General features: G+C 71.1%; 18 protein-coding genes. 10 read left to right on the plus strand and 8 right to left on the minus strand.

Annotation, left to right across the window (positions count from 1 at the left end; genetic code table 11):
• Window positions 1-31: 31 nt before the first annotated feature.
• A complete protein-coding gene (locus tag ACE1OC_RS03370; RefSeq protein ID WP_407835720.1) occupies window positions 32-502 on the plus strand; it encodes a hypothetical protein in 471 nt (156 codons plus the stop codon).
• Here ACE1OC_RS03370 and ACE1OC_RS03375 read toward each other — a convergent pair.
• The 3 genes from ACE1OC_RS03375 to katG form a co-directional block, all read right to left on the minus strand.
• Window positions 490-2454, minus strand: a complete 1965-nt coding sequence (locus ACE1OC_RS03375; protein WP_407841472.1) for a potassium channel family protein — start codon at window positions 2452-2454, stop codon at window positions 490-492. The two genes, ACE1OC_RS03370 and ACE1OC_RS03375, sit on opposite strands and share 13 nt — an antisense overlap.
• A gap of 67 nt (window positions 2455-2521) precedes the next feature.
• Window positions 2522-2872, minus strand: coding sequence for a hypothetical protein (locus ACE1OC_RS03380; RefSeq protein ID WP_250738273.1), 351 nt, complete (start codon window positions 2870-2872; stop codon window positions 2522-2524).
• Window positions 2873-3012: 140 nt separating this feature from the next.
• Window positions 3013-5226: a catalase/peroxidase HPI gene (katG, locus tag ACE1OC_RS03385; RefSeq protein WP_407835721.1), complete on the minus strand. Its 2214-nt coding sequence runs from the start codon at window positions 5224-5226 to the stop codon at window positions 3013-3015.
• A 345-nt stretch (window positions 5227-5571) separates the two neighbouring features.
• On the opposite strand from katG, the gene ACE1OC_RS03390 reads away from it, so the two are divergent.
• Window positions 5572-5982: a Fur family transcriptional regulator gene (locus ACE1OC_RS03390; protein ID WP_407835722.1), complete on the plus strand. Its 411-nt coding sequence runs from the start codon at window positions 5572-5574 to the stop codon at window positions 5980-5982.
• 152 nt (window positions 5983-6134) lie between these two features.
• Here the strand turns inward: ACE1OC_RS03390 and ACE1OC_RS03395 are convergent, their stop codons facing one another.
• Entirely contained in the window at window positions 6135-6590 is a 456-nt protein-coding gene (locus ACE1OC_RS03395) for a MarR family winged helix-turn-helix transcriptional regulator (RefSeq protein ID WP_407835723.1), read from the minus strand.
• A gap of 94 nt (window positions 6591-6684) precedes the next feature.
• Here ACE1OC_RS03395 and ACE1OC_RS03400 point away from each other — a divergent pair, with 94 nt between their 5' ends.
• On the plus strand, window positions 6685-7017 hold the full coding sequence (locus ACE1OC_RS03400; RefSeq protein WP_389695464.1) for a rhodanese-like domain-containing protein: 333 nt from the start codon (window positions 6685-6687) through the stop codon (window positions 7015-7017).
• Between the two features lie 35 nt (window positions 7018-7052).
• Window positions 7053-7631: a YceI family protein gene (locus ACE1OC_RS03405; protein ID WP_250738298.1), complete on the plus strand. Its 579-nt coding sequence runs from the start codon at window positions 7053-7055 to the stop codon at window positions 7629-7631.
• A gap of 95 nt (window positions 7632-7726) precedes the next feature.
• Here the strand turns inward: ACE1OC_RS03405 and ACE1OC_RS03410 are convergent, their stop codons facing one another.
• A complete protein-coding gene (locus tag ACE1OC_RS03410; protein WP_407835724.1) occupies window positions 7727-8314 on the minus strand; it encodes a TetR/AcrR family transcriptional regulator in 588 nt (195 codons plus the stop codon).
• A 383-nt stretch (window positions 8315-8697) separates the two neighbouring features.
• On the opposite strand from ACE1OC_RS03410, the gene ACE1OC_RS03415 reads away from it, so the two are divergent.
• Genes ACE1OC_RS03415 through ACE1OC_RS03440 form a run of 6 tightly spaced genes read left to right on the plus strand, consistent with a single transcriptional unit; the run spans window position 8698 to window position 14060 of the window.
• Window positions 8698-9882, plus strand: coding sequence for a pyridoxal phosphate-dependent aminotransferase (locus ACE1OC_RS03415; RefSeq protein WP_407835725.1), 1185 nt, complete (start codon window positions 8698-8700; stop codon window positions 9880-9882).
• Window positions 9872-10384 carry a DUF6190 family protein gene (locus ACE1OC_RS03420; protein ID WP_407835726.1) on the plus strand — a complete coding sequence of 171 codons (513 nt, stop codon included), beginning with the start codon at window positions 9872-9874 and terminating at the stop codon, window positions 10382-10384. Before ACE1OC_RS03415 ends, ACE1OC_RS03420 begins: the two co-directional genes overlap by 11 nt.
• 10 nt (window positions 10385-10394) lie before the next feature.
• Window positions 10395-11180, plus strand: a complete 786-nt coding sequence (locus tag ACE1OC_RS03425) for a dihydrodipicolinate synthase family protein (RefSeq protein WP_407835727.1) — start codon at window positions 10395-10397, stop codon at window positions 11178-11180.
• Window positions 11168-12007, plus strand: a complete 840-nt coding sequence (locus ACE1OC_RS03430; RefSeq protein ID WP_407835728.1) for an iron-containing redox enzyme family protein — start codon at window positions 11168-11170, stop codon at window positions 12005-12007. The genes ACE1OC_RS03425 and ACE1OC_RS03430 overlap by 13 nt, the downstream gene beginning before the upstream one ends.
• Window positions 12004-13308 carry a methyltransferase domain-containing protein gene (locus tag ACE1OC_RS03435; protein ID WP_407835729.1) on the plus strand — a complete coding sequence of 435 codons (1305 nt, stop codon included), beginning with the start codon at window positions 12004-12006 and terminating at the stop codon, window positions 13306-13308. The genes ACE1OC_RS03430 and ACE1OC_RS03435 overlap by 4 nt, the downstream gene beginning before the upstream one ends.
• A gap of 5 nt (window positions 13309-13313) precedes the next feature.
• On the plus strand, window positions 13314-14060 hold the full coding sequence (locus ACE1OC_RS03440) for a DsbA family oxidoreductase (RefSeq protein WP_407835730.1): 747 nt from the start codon (window positions 13314-13316) through the stop codon (window positions 14058-14060).
• A gap of 64 nt (window positions 14061-14124) precedes the next feature.
• On the opposite strand, the gene ACE1OC_RS03445 is transcribed toward ACE1OC_RS03440, so the two are convergent.
• The 3 genes from ACE1OC_RS03445 to ACE1OC_RS03455 all read right to left on the minus strand — a co-directional run bounded on the left by ACE1OC_RS03445 (window position 14125) and on the right by ACE1OC_RS03455 (window position 17955).
• The gene (locus ACE1OC_RS03445; RefSeq protein ID WP_407835731.1) at window positions 14125-15030 is read right to left on the minus strand and encodes a geranyl diphosphate 2-C-methyltransferase; all 906 of its coding nucleotides are present in this window, start codon (window positions 15028-15030) and stop codon (window positions 14125-14127) included.
• Between the two features lie 14 nt (window positions 15031-15044).
• Window positions 15045-16442: a family 2 encapsulin nanocompartment cargo protein terpene cyclase gene (locus ACE1OC_RS03450; protein ID WP_407835732.1), complete on the minus strand. Its 1398-nt coding sequence runs from the start codon at window positions 16440-16442 to the stop codon at window positions 15045-15047.
• A 100-nt stretch (window positions 16443-16542) separates the two neighbouring features.
• A complete protein-coding gene (locus ACE1OC_RS03455; RefSeq protein ID WP_407835733.1) occupies window positions 16543-17955 on the minus strand; it encodes a family 2B encapsulin nanocompartment shell protein in 1413 nt (470 codons plus the stop codon).
• Between the last annotated feature and the right edge of the window lie 346 nt (window positions 17956-18301).

Genomic DNA, 18301 nt, shown 5'->3' on the forward strand with positions numbered 1-18301 from the left:
ACCACCGCACGAACGAAGCCCGCAGGCGGCCATGGCCACCGCTCCTGAGGGCCCGGCCGTGGACGCGCCCCGCCGCGGCGCCTGGCTCCGTGCCGGCATCAGCCGGGACGGCGGCCCGCTCCGGGAAACCGAGCACGTCGTGTGGCTCCAGACCGGCAGCCTGTACGCGGACAGCCGCGGGTTCGCCGGAGCCACCTCGTACGACGGCCGGCAGATCACCTTCCACCACCACGTCGGCACCCCCGGCCACGACGTCGGAGTCCTGCGCCCCGACGGCGAGTCCCTGATCGAGACGGGCACCAACCTCGACGGCAGCACCTTCCTGGAGGTGTGGTCCCCGCTGCCCCACGCCCAGGGCCCCACCGGCTGCTGGCTCGCCGCGGGCAGCCAGACCGTGCGGGTGGGCAGCCACGTGGTGCACGTGGACGCCGCCGGGCACGGCGCGCACCACGTCCTGCCGCACGGCGATGCCGCGCCGACGCCGCCGGATCAGACGGGCTGACCCGCCCCGGTCTCCGCGGCCCCGGCGGTACGGGCCTGCCCGCGGCCGAGCAGTTCCGCCAGGCCGCGCCGGGTGGCGGCCATGACCACCCGGTCCTCGGGCCGCAGGACGTAGCCGGGGCGCAGGTCCCACACCAGGGCGGGCCGCCTGGCCGTGTCGTAGCCCGGTTCCGTGGCGAGGCCCGGGCGGCGGTCCGCCGGGGCGGCGGTGTCCAGGGCGACGACCCGCCAGGCGCCGGGCCGGAACGATTCCGCGATGGTGCGGCCCTCCAACTGGGGATGGCCGGCCACCTCCAGCACCGCGAACACCAGCACCCTGCGCTCCACCGGGATCGCGCCGAGCACCTGGCGGCCCATCATCGCCCCGGCGAACGCGGGCGCGGCCAGGTGGGAGACGCTGCGGCTCCGGGTCAGGGCCGCCGGGTGGGCCTCGCGCAGGGTCCGGTAGACGGCGGTGGCGAACTCGTTGTCGTACAGCCGCATCACCACCCGTACGTCGGGTTTCACCGAGCGGGCGTAGAGCGCGGCCTCCAGGTTGGTGGTGTCCGAGCTGGTCACCGCCAGCAGCGCGGCGGCGCGGTGGATCCGGGCGGCCTCCAGGACCCCTTCGTCGGTGACGTCGCCGAGCACGACGGGCACGTGCAGGCGGCGCGCGAGGGCGATCCCGCGGGCCCCGGGATCGGACTCCACGCACACCACGGGGATCCCCAGCTCCCGCAGCCGCGCGAGCACCCGGGCGCCGACCTTGCCGAGGCCGAGCAGCACGACGTGACCGGAGAGCCCGCGCGGCGGCCTGCGCAGGGCCGTGGCGGTACGGAAGGCGCCCAGCGCTTCGAGCGCGGCCGCGACCAGGACGGGCAGCAGGAGCAGCCCGACGAACCCGGCCAGGATCTGCAGGAGTTGCCGCTCGGTGGGCTGGTCCAGCGCGGGGTCGTTGATCGCGAAGACGTCGAGCAGGGTCAGGTAGACGGCGTGCAGCGGGGCGTCGCCCGTGACCAGCGAGGAGGCCACGGCCAGGGCGCCCACGGCGGCCGTGATCCCGGCCAGCGACCAGCGGAGCCTGCGGGAGAACAGCGAACCCACGGGCAGGGAGACCTGGTTGATCCGTCGCCCTTCCGGTGCGGCCGTGGCGTGGGAGACCGCTTCCAGTGCGACGATCCCGCGCCCGGTCGCGGCCGCCACGGACCGGGCGTCCGGGAGGAGTTGCGGGCCGCGGTCCCCGCCGAGCTCCGATCCGTCGGCGCCGGCCGGGTCCACGGCGGTGGCGGAGAGCAGGGCCAGCGTGCACAGGCCCGGGTCGGCCACCTCGCCGGGGCCGGGAGGCGTGCGCTCCACCGCGCGCAGGAGCAGCCCGTCGGCCTGGATCACCTTGCTGGTGCCGGCGACGGCGGAGGCGACGAGTGCGGGGGCGGCCGTATCGGCGTCGGAGAGCACGGTCGTGGCGGAGTCGAGCCCCCGCCGGTCGAGCCCGGGTTCCGCGACGAGCGCCGCCTGGTCGAGCAACTCCTCGAGGTGCTGGCCGAGTTTGCGGTTGTAGAGGCGGATGACGAGCCGCAGCCTGGGGTTCAGCCGCCGGGCCATCAGGGCGGCCCGTACGTTCGTCTCGTCGTCCTCGTACACGAGCGCCAGCGCCGCCGCCCCGGCCACCCCGGCGGCGGAGAGGGCCTCTTCGTCGGGGGCGGGAGCCTCCAGCACCCGCAGTTCGGGTACGGGCGCCTCCCCCGAGTCGGCCCGGTCCGCTGCGGCCGTACGGATCCGCGCGGCCGGAAACCGCCCCAGCAGCGCGCGCCCGGCCCCGGCCCCGACCCGGGCGCGGGTCCGGCCCTGTCCGACGCCCGCCCCGGGGCGCACCTCTCGGGCGGCCGGCACGACCAGCGTCACCCGTTCCTCGTACACGTCGCGGAGCTCCGCGGCCAGCCGGTGGGCGAGCCCGTCGTCCCCGCACACAACCATCAGGTCGGCGGATTCGGGCTGTTGGGGATGCGTGGAAGGAGAGGACACCTCCCCAGCATGCCGTGCGTCAGTGGATGACGGTGAAGCTGCGCCAGGGCAGGGCTTCGGGGGCCGTGACGTTCGAGAGGGTCGTGGCCACGTAGGTGCCGTCGCCCCGGTCGAGCTTGCGGCAGTCTTCCGTCTGGTACAGGACGACGTCCACGAGGGTGTTGTTCTCCACGTGGGTCGCCCCCTTCGGCAGGGCGATCTTGTGGCAGCCCTTGACCGAGGTGTTGCTGTAGCTCACCTCGACCGGCGAGTCGTGCCCGCGGAACTCGAGCATTCCGACGGTGCTCCGGCCCAGGCCCGAGCAGGCGGTGGCCGTCAGCAGCAGCGCTGCCGTTCCCGCGATGATGCTGATACGCCTGCTGTGGGACATGGCGCGGTCCTCGTCTGTGCGGTGGTGGCGGTCCTACGCACAGACTGCCCCGGCACGGCGCGCGCGGCCCCCGCTGCTCCGCCGTCCGGGTGAACGCGGCCCCGCGGCCCCGGCGCGTGCCGGGGCCGCGGACGCCGGGATCAGACGAGGTCGAACCGGTCCAGGTTCATCACCTTGTCCCAGGCGGCGACGAAGTCCTTGACGAACTTCTCCTTCGCGTCGTCGCTCGCGTAGACCTCCGCGAGGGCCCGCAGCTCGGAGTTCGAGCCGAAGACGAGGTCGGCCCGGCTGCCGGTCCACCGGACCTTGCCCGAGTCGTCGCGGCCCTCGAAGGCGTGGGCGTCCTCGGAGGTCGCCTTCCACGTCGTGCCCAGGTCGAGCAGGTTGACGAAGAAGTCGTTGGTCAGGGTGCCCGGGCGGTCGGTGAGGACACCGGCCGTCGACTGCTGGTGGTTCGCCCCGAGCACGCGCAGGCCGCCGACGAGGACGGTCATCTCGGGGGCGCTGAGGGTGAGCAGGTTGGCCTTGTCGAGCAGCAGGTACTCGGCCGGGAGCCGGTTGCCCTTGCCCACGTAGTTGCGGAACCCGTCGGAGGAGGGCTCCAGCGCGGAGAAGGACTCGATGTCCGTCTGCTCCTCCGTGGCGTCCACGCGGCCCGGCGTGAACGGAACCTCGACCCGGACACCGCCGTCCGCGGCGGCCTTCTCCACGGCCGCGGAGCCCGCGAGCACGACGAGGTCGGCCAGCGAGACCTGCTTGCCCCCGGAGTTGAAGGAGCTCTGGATGCCCTCGAGCGTGCGGAGCACCTGCGCGAGGTCGTCCGGGTTGTTGACCTCCCAGTTGCGCTGCGGCTCCAGGCGGATGCGGCCGCCGTTGGCGCCGCCGCGCTTGTCGCTGCCGCGGAAGGACGAGGCGGCTGCCCAGGCGGCCGAGACCAGCTGGGAGACGGTGAGGCCCGAGCCGAGGATCTGCTCCTTGAGGGAGGCGATGTCCGCGGCGCCTACCGGCTCGCCGGAACGCGCCGGGAGCGGGTCCTGCCACAGCAGGGCCTCGGACGGGACCTCGGGGCCGAGGTAGCGGACGACCGGGCCCATGTCACGGTGCGTCAGCTTGTACCAGGCGCGGGCGAAGGCGTCCGCGAACTGGTCCGGGTTCTCGTAGAAGCGCCGGGAGATCGGCTCGTAGACCGGGTCGAAGCGCAGCGACAGGTCGGTGGTGAGCATGGTCGGGAGGTGCTTCTTCGACGCGTCGTACGCGTCGGGGATGATCGCCTCGGCGTTCTTCGCCACCCACTGGTTCGCGCCGGCCGGGCTCTGGGTGAGCTCGTACTCGTACTCGAAGAGGTTCCTGAAGAACTCGTTGCCCCACCGGGTCGGGGTGCTGGTCCAGGTGACCTCGAGACCGCTGGTGATCGCGTCGGCGCCCTTCCCGCTGCGGTAGGTGCTGGCCCAGCCGAAGCCCTGGGCCTCGAGCGGGGCGGCCTCGGGATCGTCGCCGACGTTCTCCGCCGGGCCCGCGCCGTGGGTCTTGCCGAAGGTGTGGCCGCCCGCGATGAGGGCGACGGTCTCCTCGTCGTTCATCGCCATCCGGTGGAAGGTCTCGCGGATGTCGCGGGCGGCGGCGATCGGGTCCGGGTTGCCGTTGGGGCCCTCGGGGTTGACGTAGATGAGGCCCATCTGGACCGCGCCGAGGGGGTTCTCCAGCTCGCGGTCGCCGGTGTAGCGCTCGTCGTCGAGCCAGGTGGTCTCGGGACCCCAGTACACGTCCTCGTCGGCCTCCCAGACGTCCGGGCGGCCGCCGCCGAAGCCGAAGGTCTCGAAGCCCATCGACTCCAGGGCGACATTGCCCGTGAGGATCATGAGGTCGGCCCAGGAGAGGCTCTGGCCGTACTTCTTCTTGACCGGCCACAGCAGGCGGCGGGCCTTGTCGAGGTTGCCGTTGTCCGGCCAGCTGTTGAGGGGGGCGAACCGCTGCTGGCCGGCTCCGGCGCCGCCGCGGCCGTCGCTGATGCGGTAGGTGCCCGCGCTGTGCCAGGCCATGCGGATCATGAGCGGGCCGTAGTGGCCGAAGTCGGCGGGCCACCACTCCTGCGAGCTGGTCAGCACCTCCGCGATGTCCCGCTTGACCGCCGGGAGGTCGAGCGCGTTGAACGCGGCGGCGTAGTCGAATTCCTCGCCGAGGGGGTTGGCCACGGCGGGGTTCTTGGCGAGGATCTTCAGGTTGAGCCGATCCGGCCACCACTGGCGGTTTCCGCCGCCCTGGGTCGGGTGCGCGGCCCGCTCGTGCGCGACCGGGCAGCCACCGCCGCCCTCCGCCTTCGCGTCGGTGACGATTGCATCATGGTTCTCAGACATGGGAATCCTTCCGGACCGGACCGGGGGTCGCGGTGATCAGGAACTGCATGCGATGGAACATTTTTGGGGCGGGGACCCGGCAGCGGGTCCCGGTTTCACGGTCGTCCTGACGCCGGGGCGGTCACCGTCGCGGACGGTGTACCGTCCGGTCTCGCGCTGCTCCGGACCGTTCCTGTCCCTTGGCTATCAACACGACCGATCCTACGATGGACTCAATCCAAGTCAAGAACGACACCAAGCCCGCATCGAGTCGGATCCCGGACCGTAGGCGGTGCGTTTCCGGGGCATCCCGCCGACCCGCCCCGCCGAACGCGCCCCCTCCGAATGTGAAAGTGGTGAGCCGGTATGAGTGACCTGCTGGAGCGGCTGCGCGAGCGCGGCTGGCGGATGACCTCCCAGCGGCGCGTGGTCGCGGAGGTGCTCGACGGTGACCACGTGCACCTCACGGCCGACGAGGTGCACGCCCGCGCGGTGGCGCGGTTGCCCGAGATCTCCCGCGCCACCGTCTACAACGCCCTGGGCGAGCTGGTCTCCCTCGGCGAGGTCATGGAGGTCACCACCGACGGCCGGGCCAAACGGTACGACCCCAACGCGCACCATCCGCACCAGCACCTGGTGTGCTCCGGCTGCGGCCTGATCCGCGACGTGCACCCCACCGGGGACCCGCTGGCCGGCCTCCCGGCCGACGAGCGCTTCGGTTTCACGGTGTCCGGGGTCGAGGTCACCTACCGGGGGCTCTGCGCTTCCTGCGCATGAGGGACGGGCCGGGCCCGCCGCGCGCAGCGGCGGGCCCGGCCCGAATACGCCCGTACGGGTTTCCGCGCACGGTGTACGAGGTGGACGCGCCGACCTGCCCGGACTCCGGCCCCGCCAGACGCCGGCCCCGCCGGACGCCGGCCCGCCGGAGGTCAGCCCAGCCGGACGTCGGAGTCGGGCTGGGCGACCTTGAACAGCGCGCGGGCGATCACCGCGGCGTCCTCGTCGGTGAGGTGTGCGGAAAAGTGCTTCTGGATGCTGCGCATGTAGACCGGGGCGGTCGCCCGATGGGCCTCGGCCCCCGCCGGGGTGATGACGGCCCAGGAGGCCCGCTTGTCGTGGGGGTCGGGCAGCTTGTCCACGAGGCCGGCGCGCACCATCTCGTCGATCAGGCGGCTGACCCGGGTACGGCTGAGGACCACCCGGTTGGCCACTTCCTGCATGCGTAGCCCGTGCTTCCCGGCCGCCTTGAGTTCGAGCAGTACGTCGTACCACGTCAAAGGGATCCGGCCGTCGCGCTGCACATCGTTCTCGATGGCGCGCACGGCGGTGTTGTGCGCGAGGAGCATCGCCCGCCACGCCTCAAGTCGATCATCCTGTCCGGTCACACCGTGATCCTACTCCTATTGCGTGCGCCCGCACATACTTGTTAAGGTGCGTGCGTACGCACTTATTGCTCCTTGATTTTCGGAGGCTGGCTACATGGCGGTTCAGAACCTCTCCCGCGACGAGGTCAAGCAGAAGCTCGACAGTGGCAAGGCCGCGGTCGTCGAGGCCCTGCCCGAGCAGTACTACAAGGAGGCGCACCTGCCGGGCGCGCTCCTCCTCCCCGTCGACGACGTCGACGCGCTGGCCCCCGGCCTGCTGCCCGACAAGGACGCCGAGGTCATCGTCTACTGCACCGGTACGACCTGCTCCAACTCGGGGATCGCGGCCGAGCGGCTCGCGGAGCTCGGCTACTCGAAGGTCTTCACGTACAAGGACGGCAAGGAGGACTGGATCGGGGGCGGCCTCCCGACCGAGTCCGGCGTCTGAGCGCAGCGTCCACACACGAGCAGGAGGAACGGACGATGACCAGTAGCGCGACATCCCCGACCCGCACCGTCGACGGGGTCGAACTCCCCGCCGTGGGCGACTGGAAGGTCGACCCGGGGCACGCCGAGGTCGGCTTCCTCGGCCGGCACTTCATGCTCACGAAGGTGCGCGGCCGGTTCACCGGCGTCGACGCCACCGTCTACATCGGCGAGCGGCCCGAGGACAGCAAGGTCACCGCGGTGATCGACATGGCCAGCGTCAACAGCGGGGACACCGCCCGGGACGACCACCTGAGGTCCGCCGAGTTCTTCGACGTGGCCGAGCACCCCCAGGCGACGTTCACCTCGACGTCGGTCAGCTGGAACGGTACGAGCGGCACGCTCGCCGGCGATCTCACGATCAAGGGCTTCACCCGGCGCGTCGAGCTCGACGTCGACTACCTGGGCCACGCCAAGGACCCGTGGGGCAACGACCGTACGGTCTTCTCGGCGCGCGGCAAGATCAACCGTGAGGACTGGGGTCTGACCTGGAACATGGCCCTGGAAACCGGCGGGTTCCTGGTCTCCAAGGAGATCGAGCTCTCGCTGGAGATCGAGGCGGTACGGGAGGTCTGACGCCCTGCGCGTCGCCCTGCCGGTCCCGGTACGGCCTCGGCCGTGCCGGGACCACCCCTGCCCGCGTCCGGACCGCGTCGCCGACGGCGCGTCGGTCAGGCCTCCAGGACCCGCCGCACCATCTCGCCCAGCGCTCCGCGGATCCTGCCTGAGGTGAATTCACTGTTGCGCAGGGCCTGTTGGAGGTCCGCATCGACCATGGCGAGCAGCAGGTGCGAGGTGCCCTGGGCGTCCAGCTCCGGCCTCGCCTCGGCCAGCAGGATGGCCAGGTGGCGCTGCCACAGGCAGTAGGAGCCGATCTGGTACCGAACGCCGGGCGCGGTGGTCTCGGAAAGCCGGACCAGCTCCAGGTTCGCGTCGAGCAGGTCCAGATACGTATCGAAGAAGGCGGTGATCCGCGTGCTCGCGTCGGCTCCGGGCCCCAGGGGCGGCGGTCCGAACAGCATCCTGCTCTGGAGCTCGCTCTCCTGGGCGTCGAGCAGGGCCACGGCGAGCCCCGACTTGCTTCCGAACCGGCGGAACAGCGTTCCCTTGCCGACGCCCGCGCGTGACGCGATGGCATCGAGGGACACGTTCTCGACCCCGTGCTCCCCGAAGAGCTCGGCGGCGACCACCAGGATGCGGTCGCGATTGCGCGCCGCGTCCGCCCGTTCGCGGACCGGCTTTCGGATGAGTTCGGTCACTTCAGGCGATCCGCTGGTCATGCTGTGTCTTCGTCCGTGACGTCGTAGGTACGTCGGTTGTCGCGAGTGTACCCATCTCGGACATCACGCGCGTCTGGTGGGCCACGACCACACCTAACCCCCAACTGCCGCTCATCGCCGTTTGTTTGCTTGCCGCTGTGAACACGATGTGTCAGGGTCGTTGCCGAAACGGACCGCAGTCCGGTTACCGGGGACCACCATGACACAGCTCAAGGGCCGCCGCACTGCATTCCCTTCAGGAGCCTGCCGCCAACGGGAGAGTTCAGTCCGCCCGATCGGCAGCTGATCCCACCCACCGCGAACACGGCGCGACCCGAGCGCGCACCACTCCCCTGGCACGCCCGCCCTCGACCGGAGGAAGCATGACCACGCACATCAGCCCGGACAGCCCGGACAACCAGCTCCTGGACCTGACCCAGCACGAGATCCAGGCGCTGCGCACCAGGTTCAACCTCGCCGACGCCCACACCCACCAGCAGCAGTCGGACAGCCAGCGCGAGATCGTCGCCCGGCTGCCCGAGCTCTGGTACGAGGCGGAGCGCGGGCTGCAGGCGACGGCCGAGGAGCGCTTCATCGAGGCCTTCTTCACCCTGCACCGCCAGGACACCGCCCTGGCCAAGAAGAAGACCCTGCTCTCCTACGCCGCCTCGATCTCGACGATGGTCGCCGGCATGTACCTCAAGCAGCAGCGCAAGTCGGTCACGCTGGTCGAGCCCTGTTTCGACAACCTCTACGACGTCCTGAACAACATGGGCGTACCGATGTACCCGATCGAGGAGTCGGCCCTCCACGATCCGGACCGGATCTACTCCGAGCTCAAGCGCCTGGTCCGCACCGACGCCCTGTTCCTCGTCGACCCGAACAACCCCACCGGCTTCACCCTGCTCCAGCACGGCCGCAAGGGCTTCGAAGAGGTGGTCCGCTTCTGCAAGGACCACAACAAGCTGCTGGTCATCGACTTCTGCTTCGCCTCGTTCACGCTCTACGACGAGAAGCTCGCCCGCTTCGACATCTACGAGCTCCTCGAAAGCTCCGGCATCTCGTACCTGGCCATCGAGGACACGGGCAAGACCTGGCCCGTCCAGGACGCCAAGGCGGCCATGATCACGGCCAGCGACGACATTCGCGAGGACGTCTACAACCTGCACACCAGCGTGCTGCTCAACGTCTCGCCCTTCGTGCTCAACATGCTGACCCAGTACGTCCAGGACTCCACCCGCGACCAGCTCTCCTCCGTCCGCGAGGTCCTCACGCAGAACCGCGAGGCGATACGCAAGGCGATCGACGGCACGATCCTGGAGTACCAGGAGCCCGTCGCCGGAGTGAGCGTCGCCTGGGCGCGCATCAACCACCCGGACCTGACCGCGACCGAACTGCAGCGCCTCCTGGCCGAGGCCGAGGTGTACGTCCTGCCCGGCCGGTTCTTCTACTGGAGCCAGCCCGACCGCGGCGAGGCCTTCGTCCGCTTCGCCCTCGCGCGCGACCCGCAGGTGTTCTCCGACGCCATGGCCCGGATGCGCGAGGTGCTCGACCGCCATGCCGTCTGACACGCACGTCCGTGACGAGTACGCCGACGCCGCGCTCTTCCTCGGCATGAACAGCGAGGACGAGGACGTGCGGCGTGCCTGCAAGGCCTTCTTCGTGGACCGGCTCGACGGCAGCATCGTCATGAGCCTGGAACAGGTGGGCCGCTGCGACGACATCATCTGGGGCTTCTCCCGCGAACTCCAGGACGCCTACTACCCGTTCATGGACAACCTGCACACCGTCATGGACATCCGGCGGCTCGGCTACGAGGAGGCCGACGTCCTGCGCGCCACCGACGCGGAGCTGCCCCGGTCCCTTCCGGTGCACGAGCGGCTGCTCCTGGGCATGGTCCGGGGCCGCGAGGGGCTGCTGCACACGGCCAGCCCGCGCCTCGCGGCCACGACCGGGTTCGCGCTGCGCGCCGTGGCCGGCGCCGACGGGCCGGAAGCCCTCTTCCCCGAGCCGCTGGAAAGCCTCTACCAGCAGTCCCTGGCCCTGCGCGTGCCGGCCGAAGCCCTGTGACGGAGGACCGATGATCACCGGAACGACCACCGCGCTCGTCACCCCGGTCGACGCGGCGGGAGAGATCGACGAGAAGAGCATGGCCCGCCTGGTCGCGTCCGTACGGCCTTACGCGGACGCCCTGTTGCCCGCGCTGAGCACCGGCGAGGGGGGCTCCCTGTCGGACCGGCAGTGGCGGGAGACGCTGACCGCCGCCGTCCGGTACGCCGACGGCTTACCGGTCCTCGCCGGGATCCTGCGGCCCACCACGGCCGCGGCCCTCGCCCTCGCCCGCAGCGCGGGCGGACTCGGCGCCGCCGCGGTCGTGGTCACCACCCCGTACGGGGCGGACGTGACGCAGGAGGAGATGTACCGCCACTTCGAGGCCGTGGCCGGAGCCGGGCTGCCCGTGATCGTCTACCACGAGTCGGCCGTCTCCGGGAACCGACTCGAACTCGGCACCCTGCTGCGCGTCTGCGCGCTGCCGGGCGTGGCCGGGGTCAAGGACTCCGCCGGGGACCCCGAGTTCACCCGGGCACTGCTCGCCGCCGGCCCGGGCGTGCCCGTGGTCCAGGGGCTCGAACACCTCCTGTTGGATTCCGGACCCGTCGACGGCTGGGTCGTCGCACTGGGCAACGTCGAACCGGAGCTCTGCCGCGCCCTGTTGACCGACCGCGGCGAGGAGCGGACGGCGCAACTGCACGCCGCCTACGCCCGGTACGGCCTGGACCGGGACGACTGGTACCGCTCGCTGAAGACCGAACTGCTGCGGCGCGCCGTGATCGAGACCGACCGGGAGGTCCCGTGCTCAACGTGACACCGAAGCCCACCGACAGCTCCCACAAGCGGCTGTTCCTCCTCAACCGCTCCCTCCACAACTCCACCGACCTCGCCCTGATCGAGGATCTGGAGGCGGCCTGGATCGAGCCCCTGGTCGAGGACCTCGCCGACCGCACGCCGCCGCTCGTCGGCCGCGCGGAGTGGAAGGAGCGCCTCGACGCACTGCTGGCCCTCGAACGCGAGGGCAGCGCGGCCGGAAGCTTCCTCGCCGAGAAGGCCACCCGGGAGCAGTTCGCCCACGTCGTCCGGGAGTTCGCCCTCGACGGACTGACGGAGGCGCAGAACTTCTTCCCGGCGATACCCCGGCTCCCCCTCCGCGCGCAGATGGCCGTGATGCGGGTGCTCATCGACGAGTTCGGCTGCGGCAACCTCCAGCAGACCCACTCCAAGCTCTACCTCGACCTGCTCGCCGAACTGGGGCTCCCCCAGGAGCTGGAGAGCTTCCTCGACACCACCTCCGACGAGACGTACGCCTTCCTCAACGTCTTCTACTGGCTCACCCAGCGCGCCGCGGACGTCGAGTACTTCCTCGGCGCCCTGGCCTACCTGGAGGCGAGCATCCCCGACGCCTTCACCGTGCAGGCCCGCGCCTGCGCCCGGCTCGGGATCGTGCAGGGCCGGTACTACACCGAGCACCTGCACATCGACACCTTCCACATGCGGGAGATGCAGACCGCGATCAAGGAGTACGAGGCGGCGCGCGGGCTCGACGCGACGAAGCTCTGGGTCGGGGCGCAGCTGCTGTCCGGGCTGATCGGGGGCGCCTTCGACGCCGCCGTCGCACGTGCGCGGGAGCTGGCATGAGCGACGCCGTACTGGAAGAGCTGCCGGGCGACCGGGTGCGGGTCCGCGTCGCGGGCCGGGAGTTCGTGATCGACTCCGCCTGTACGCACCGGCTCGGCCGGCTCGTGCACGGACAGGTCAATCCGCGCACCCTGCGCATCACCTGCCCGCTGCACGGCACCGGCTTCGACCTCGCCACCGGATGCCCGGTGTCCGGCGCGGCGGCGGAGCCGCTGACGGTGCACCATGCGGGCGTGCTCGGGCAGCTGTACGCGCCGCAGGACGTCTGGCTGCCGGCCTCCGAGCGGCTCCTCGAATGGGACGACGGCTTCCACGACCTCATGCTGGGCGACCGGCTGCGCATGGCCGCGTACAAGGCGGCCGTCACCGAGGCCGTGCGGCCCGGCGCCACCGTCCTCGACCTGGGCACCGGTACCGGCATCCTGGCCCAGTGGGCGCTGGAGGCGGGAGCGGCCCGGGTCTACGGCATCGACCTCAACGAGAAGATCCTGCAGACCGCGACGCGGCGGCTCACCGAGGCTGGGTTCGGGGAACGTTTCCATCCGCTGCGCGGGTTCTCCTTCGACATCGAGCTGCCCGAGCGGGTGGACCTGATCATCTCCGAGATCATGGGCAACCTCGCCGACAACGAGAACTGCGTCGCGATCCTCGACGACGCCCGCAGCCGTTTCCTGCGGCCGGGCGGCGCGATGCTCCCGGTGGCCGTGGAGAGCTATCTCGTACCGGTCACCGCGGAGGCGGCGCACGGCGCGGTGCGCGACGGCTCGCCGCAGGACGCCGGGAGCCGGGCGGAGTTCGCGGAGCTGCTGAAGGGGCGCGGGGCCCGGGACGCCTTCGACCTCTACTACGACGCGATCATCCCGGTCGGCGGCCAGCTCTCGGCACCGCGGCTCGTACGCCGGTACGCCTTCGAGGGGACGCACGGCGCGCAGGAGACCTCGTACGAGGTTCCGCTCGTGTACACGGTCCAGCGCGCGGGGCTGTTCACCGGCTTCAAGGGCTACTTCGTGGCCACCCTCTCGGACACCGTGGCCCTGGACATCTCCGGCGACGAGGTCGCGGCGGACGATCCGCAGGCCCGTACGACCTCGGACAGCTGGAAGCACGCCTACCTGCCGGTCCGGGACGCCGTGCCGGTGCGGCCGGGCGACCGGATCGCGCTCACCTTCTCCAGGCGGCACCCGGCGGACACCGGATCCGGACCCTTCGGACAGGTCTACGGCTGGGAGGGCTCGGTCGTCTCCGGGGACGTCACCGTGGCCCGCTTCTCGCACAGCACCCGGCCCGAACAGGAAGGCTGAACCCTGTGACCACGACGACCGCGACGGCCACCACCGGAACGACGAGCAGCGGGGTCGCGGACCCGCGGCTGCCCGCGACCCCCGACACGATCAGCGTCTACACCGATCTGAACTGCTCCTTCGCCCACGTGGCCGTCCACCGGCTGCACGAGACCCGGCGCAAGCTGGGTCTGGAGGGCCGGATCTGGTTCGACTTCCGGGCCTTCCCCCTGGAGCTGTTCAACCGGGAGGTCAACGCCCGGCCCGGCGTCGACTCCGAGATCTCGGTGCTCGGCGCGCTCGAACCGGAGGCGGGCTGGCGGCTGTGGCAGGGGCCCGACTGGACCTACCCGGTCACCACCCTGCCGGCGCTCGAAGCGGTGCACGCGGCCAAGTCCCAGTCGCTGGAGGCCAGTGAGCGGCTCGACCGCGCGCTGCGCCACGCCTTCTGGGCGGAGGGCCGCTGCATCTCGATGCGCCACGTCATCCTGGAGGTGGCCGCCGCGACGGGCGCCGTCGAGGTGGACGAGCTCGCGAACGCCCTGGACACGGGCTCGGCGCGGGCCGCCGTGACGGCCCAGTACGAGTCGGCGCGCGAGGGACGGGTCAACTGCAGCCCCCACGTGTTCCTCCACGACGGCACCGACATGGCCAACCCCGGCATCGAGGCGCACTGGGTGAACGGCGACTTCGGCCAGGGCTTCCCGGTGATCGACCGGGACAGCCCCGAGGTCTACGAGGAACTCCTCACGCACGCCGCCCGGCTGCTCTGAGCCTCGCCCCGTGTCCGGGCCCGTCCGTACGACGGGCCCGGACGCGGGCGTTCGTCAGATGCGGTCAGATGCGGTCGGCCGCGATCAGGACGTACTGGAAGGAGCCGTCCTTGTAGGACTCGATGAACGCCTCCTCGATGCCGGTGACCAGCGAGGACGTGGCCCGCAGCTCCCAGTAGGGCAGGGTCGCGGGAGTCAGGTCGATGACGGCCTGCGGTACGAGGCGGTTGTCCGCCATGGCCTTCAGGTACTCCCGGCGGGAGTGGATGTTGCACTCGAAGTGCGCGTTGATCTGGGAGACCCACTTCGAGGGCTGGCCGTACCGCGGGTTCCAGCAGCCGGTGATGGTCACGTACCGGCCGCCGACCTTCAGGACGCGGGAGTGCTCGGCGAAGAGGTCGTCCAGGTCGACGTACATGCTCGACTCGTTGTTCCAGGAGGCCGTGGCCCGCCCGGTCTCGAAGGGCGTGCCGAGCATGTTGCAGACGCGGGCCCGGACGTGGTCGTCGATGCCGAGCTCGCGGGCGCGCTGGTTGGCGAAGTCGGCCTGCTTGGCGGACAGCGTGACGCCCTCGACCTTGCATCCGAAGCGCTGGTGGGCCATGACCATCGAGCCGCCGCGGCCGCAGCCGGCGTCCACGAGCGTGTCCTCGCGGCCGACGGGGCCGAGGTGGTCCAGGAGGAGTTCGGCCTGCGCCGACTCCAGCCGGTGCAGCTCGGCGACCAGCTTCTTCTCGTAGGCGCTGTCGTCGGTGTCGCCGAGGGCGGAGTGGTCGACGTCTCCGATGCCGTAGTGGTGGTGGTAGAGGCCGTCCACGTCGCCGAGGCGCAGGTTCACCGGCCTGGCCTCGTTGTTCCAGTAGCGGGCGATGTCCCCCTGGTAGGGAGTGGCCGGCCCGGGAATGATCACCGGGGCCGGGGTGGTGCCGTTGGAGCCGGTGGTGCCGGTGGTGAGATCAGTGCTGGTCACTAATAGATCCGTCCTTACCAGAAGTCGGGCAGGCTGTAGCGATAGGTATTGGTCTGGTGCCAGTAGTGGTTGCCGTCGACCCAGACGGCGACTCCCCGCAGGAAGCGCAGCACGCTCGGGACGGGGCAGGCCGCGGCCAGGGCGGCGGCCTCCGCTTCGAAGGCGTGCATGAGGTCGTTGTGGACCTCGACCGCCTTCAGGTAGCCCTCCTTGTCGGAGGTCCCCTCCCGGTCTGCGATCACCACGGGAAGGTTCATGTGCCGTACGGGGGCGGCGAGTTCCTTGGTGTAGGAGTACAGGTCGTTGACGATCGTGGTGGCGTTGCCGGCGAGCGCGATGACCCGTTGCATGGCTGTCTGGGCGTGCAGATCGGCCGGGAGCTCGTACCCGCCGACGGTGTCGGTGATGGTGGGGCAGGGACGGAAGTTGTTGAACTGCCGCATGGCCAGGTACTCCCACACCTCAGGGACGTACTCCGTCTGGCTCCAGGCCGCCTCGGCGAGGTACCCCAGGTGCAGCCGGGCCATGTCGTGCCGGTAGCGGTCCGTCTGCGAGGGGCTGGCCTGCCGGACGAAGTACTCCATGGCGGAGCTGTAGGCGCGCCGGGGCGCGTCCGACCGGAGCGACTCCGCCCACTGCGGTTCGTACTCCTTCGTCGTGTGGAGGGGGTCGATGGCGGTGTGCGCCAGCAGCAGGCGGCCGCCGAGGCCGATGGGCGAGCCGCCGTGGTCCTCGCAGTAGCAGTCGTCGACCGCGTTCTCGGCGACCATCAGCCGGGTGGCGACCATCAGGTGCTCGATGGTGGGAGCGTCCGGGTGGCAGGCCACCATGTAGCGCCCGACGTGGAAGCCGTCGAACTGGTTCTCCCAGGCGTCGGGGAACAGGTCGACCTCGTCCACCGCCCAGGCCTTGATCCGCCGACTGACCTCCTCCACCCGCACCGGGTCGGGCTCCGGCACGGGGTGGTGATAGAGGCCCGGGATCGGGTTTCCGGCCGCGGGAGCCCCGGGCTCCGCAGCCGCCACGGGTACGGGGGGCCCTTCCCCCCGGCGGGCCGGGTGCAGGCCCTCCGTGCCCAGGCCGCTGGGTCCGCCCAGGAGCCGTAGCAGGGCGGGGCTGGGGGCGGGCGGAGCAGGCGGAGCGGGCGGAGCCGCTGATGCCGACCGGGCGGACGGGCCCGGCAGGCCGGCCGGGCCGGGCAGTGCGCGCCCGCTCGGCACGGCGGGGCGGACGGGCACGGCGGGCCCCTGTACCGCGGGACCGGCCGGTACTGAGGGCCGGCCGGGTACGGCGGGCCCGCTGGGCAGGCCGCCGGTCGCACGGGCCTGGGCGCTGCCGAGGACGTGGGCCCCGAACTGGGCAGCGGCGCCGGGCAGGCTCGACTGCAGAGGGGAAGGCCCGGGCTCGGGCATCCGTGACTCCTTGGTGAGGTGAGTGGTCTGTCCCGGATCCCGGGCGCGCTCGGCCGGCCCGGGAGGGTCCGGGCTGTCGACGTACGGGGCCTCCGGCCGGTCAGTCGCTCCGGCGGGCGATCTGGACGTTCTCCAGGACGCCGAGGGCGTCGGGCACCAGGATCGCGGCGGAGTAGTAGGTGGTGACCAGGTAGGAGATGATCGACTTCTCGTCGATGCCCATGAAGCGGACCGACAGGCCCGGCTCGTACTCCTCCGGCAGGCCGGTCTGGCGCAGTCCGATGACGCCCTGATTGTCCTCGCCGGTGCGCATGGCGAGGATCGAGCTGGTGTTCTCCTTGGTGATGGGGATCTTGTTGCACGGCAGGATCGGGACCCCGCGCCAGGCCGGGACCTGCTGGCCGCCCACGTCGACGTGGTCCGGGTAGAGCCCGCGGGCGTTCATCTCGCGGCCGATCGCAGCGATCGTGCGGGGGTGGGCGAGGAAGAGCTTGGTGCCGCGGCGGCGGCAGAGCAGCTCGTCCATGTCGTCCGGGGTGGGCGGGCCGGAGTGGGTCTGGATCCGCTGCTTGAAGGCGGCGTTGTGGAGCAGGCCGAACTCCCGGTTGTTCACCAGCTCGTGTTCCTGGCGTTCGCGCAACGCCTCGATGGTGAGGCGGAGTTGCTCTTCGGTCTGGTTCATCGGGCCGTTGTAGAGGTCGGCGACCCTCGTGTGGACCCGCAGGACGGTCTGGGCGATGGAGAGTTCGTACTCGCGCGGCTTCGATTCGTAGTCCACGAAGGTGCCGGGCAGTTCGGCCTCGCCGGTGTGGCCGGCCGACATCGCGATCTCGGCCTCGCCGTGCTTGTTCTGCCGCTGCAGGGGCAGCGAGCTGAACCGCTGGATGTGCTCCTGGAGGTGCGGCGCCGAGTTCAGGATGCCTGCGAAGTCGGCGCGGGAGAGCGTGAGGAGGGTGCCGGGGGTTTCGGCGGTGGCGGTGTAGTCCCACCGGGCGTCGGCGTCCAGCAGGGCGTTCTCGCCGAACCGGTCGCCGTCGGCGAGCACCGCGACGGAGATCTCGTCGCCGTACTTGCCCGCGGCTGTCTGGCTGATCCGGCCGTGGGCGATCAAGTGGATCTGCTCGGCGGGAGCGCCCCGCTCGACCAGCACCTCACCGGCACGGAAATCGCGCTGGACGCAGCGGCCGGCGATCGCCGCCAGCACCTCTTCGTCGTCGAAGCCGCGCAGCAGGGCCAGTTCGCCGAGTTCGCGCGGGATCACCTGGACGCGGGCACCGTCCTGGACGAACTCGATGCTCCCGTCGCCGACGGTGTAGCTCAGCCGGCGGTTCACCCGGTAGGCGCCGCCCTTGGTCTCCACCCACGGCAGCATCCTCAGCAGCCAGCGGGAGGTGATCTCCTGCATCTGCGGGGCGGACTTGGTCGTGGTGGCAAGGTTGCGGGCGGCCGACGTGCCCAGGCTGGACTGCTTGGGCGGATCCAGCTGTGCTTCCGGGCTGGTGTCAACAGTCATCGGTCGAGCTCTCCTTCATCAGCGGGGAAAGGAAGGCGAACGTCTGGGCGTCCGTCCAGATCCCGGGGAACCGTAACGGCGGAGATCCCCGGCCGACCGTGAAAAAACGTTGGCGTTGCTTCGTTCTGGTGATCCTGTCCCGCCCGGGGTTTGATCGACGGATCAACGATTTCCAGCCGGGCCCCGTACGGCCCCGGTGCGCGCGCCGCACCGTTGCGCCGGAGGTCTCGGCGGCGCGAACGTGCCGGTCTGGCACTGTGAAGGAAGCCCCCGCCCGGCGATCGTGGTGTTCGCCGGGCGGGGGCTCCGTAGTGAAGGTGCCTGCCGAGCCCGTCGGGCCGGCCGA

It is taken from the genome of Streptomyces stoeckheimensis, from assembly GCF_045822005.1.
Classification (GTDB): domain Bacteria; phylum Actinomycetota; class Actinomycetes; order Streptomycetales; family Streptomycetaceae; genus Streptomyces; species Streptomyces stoeckheimensis.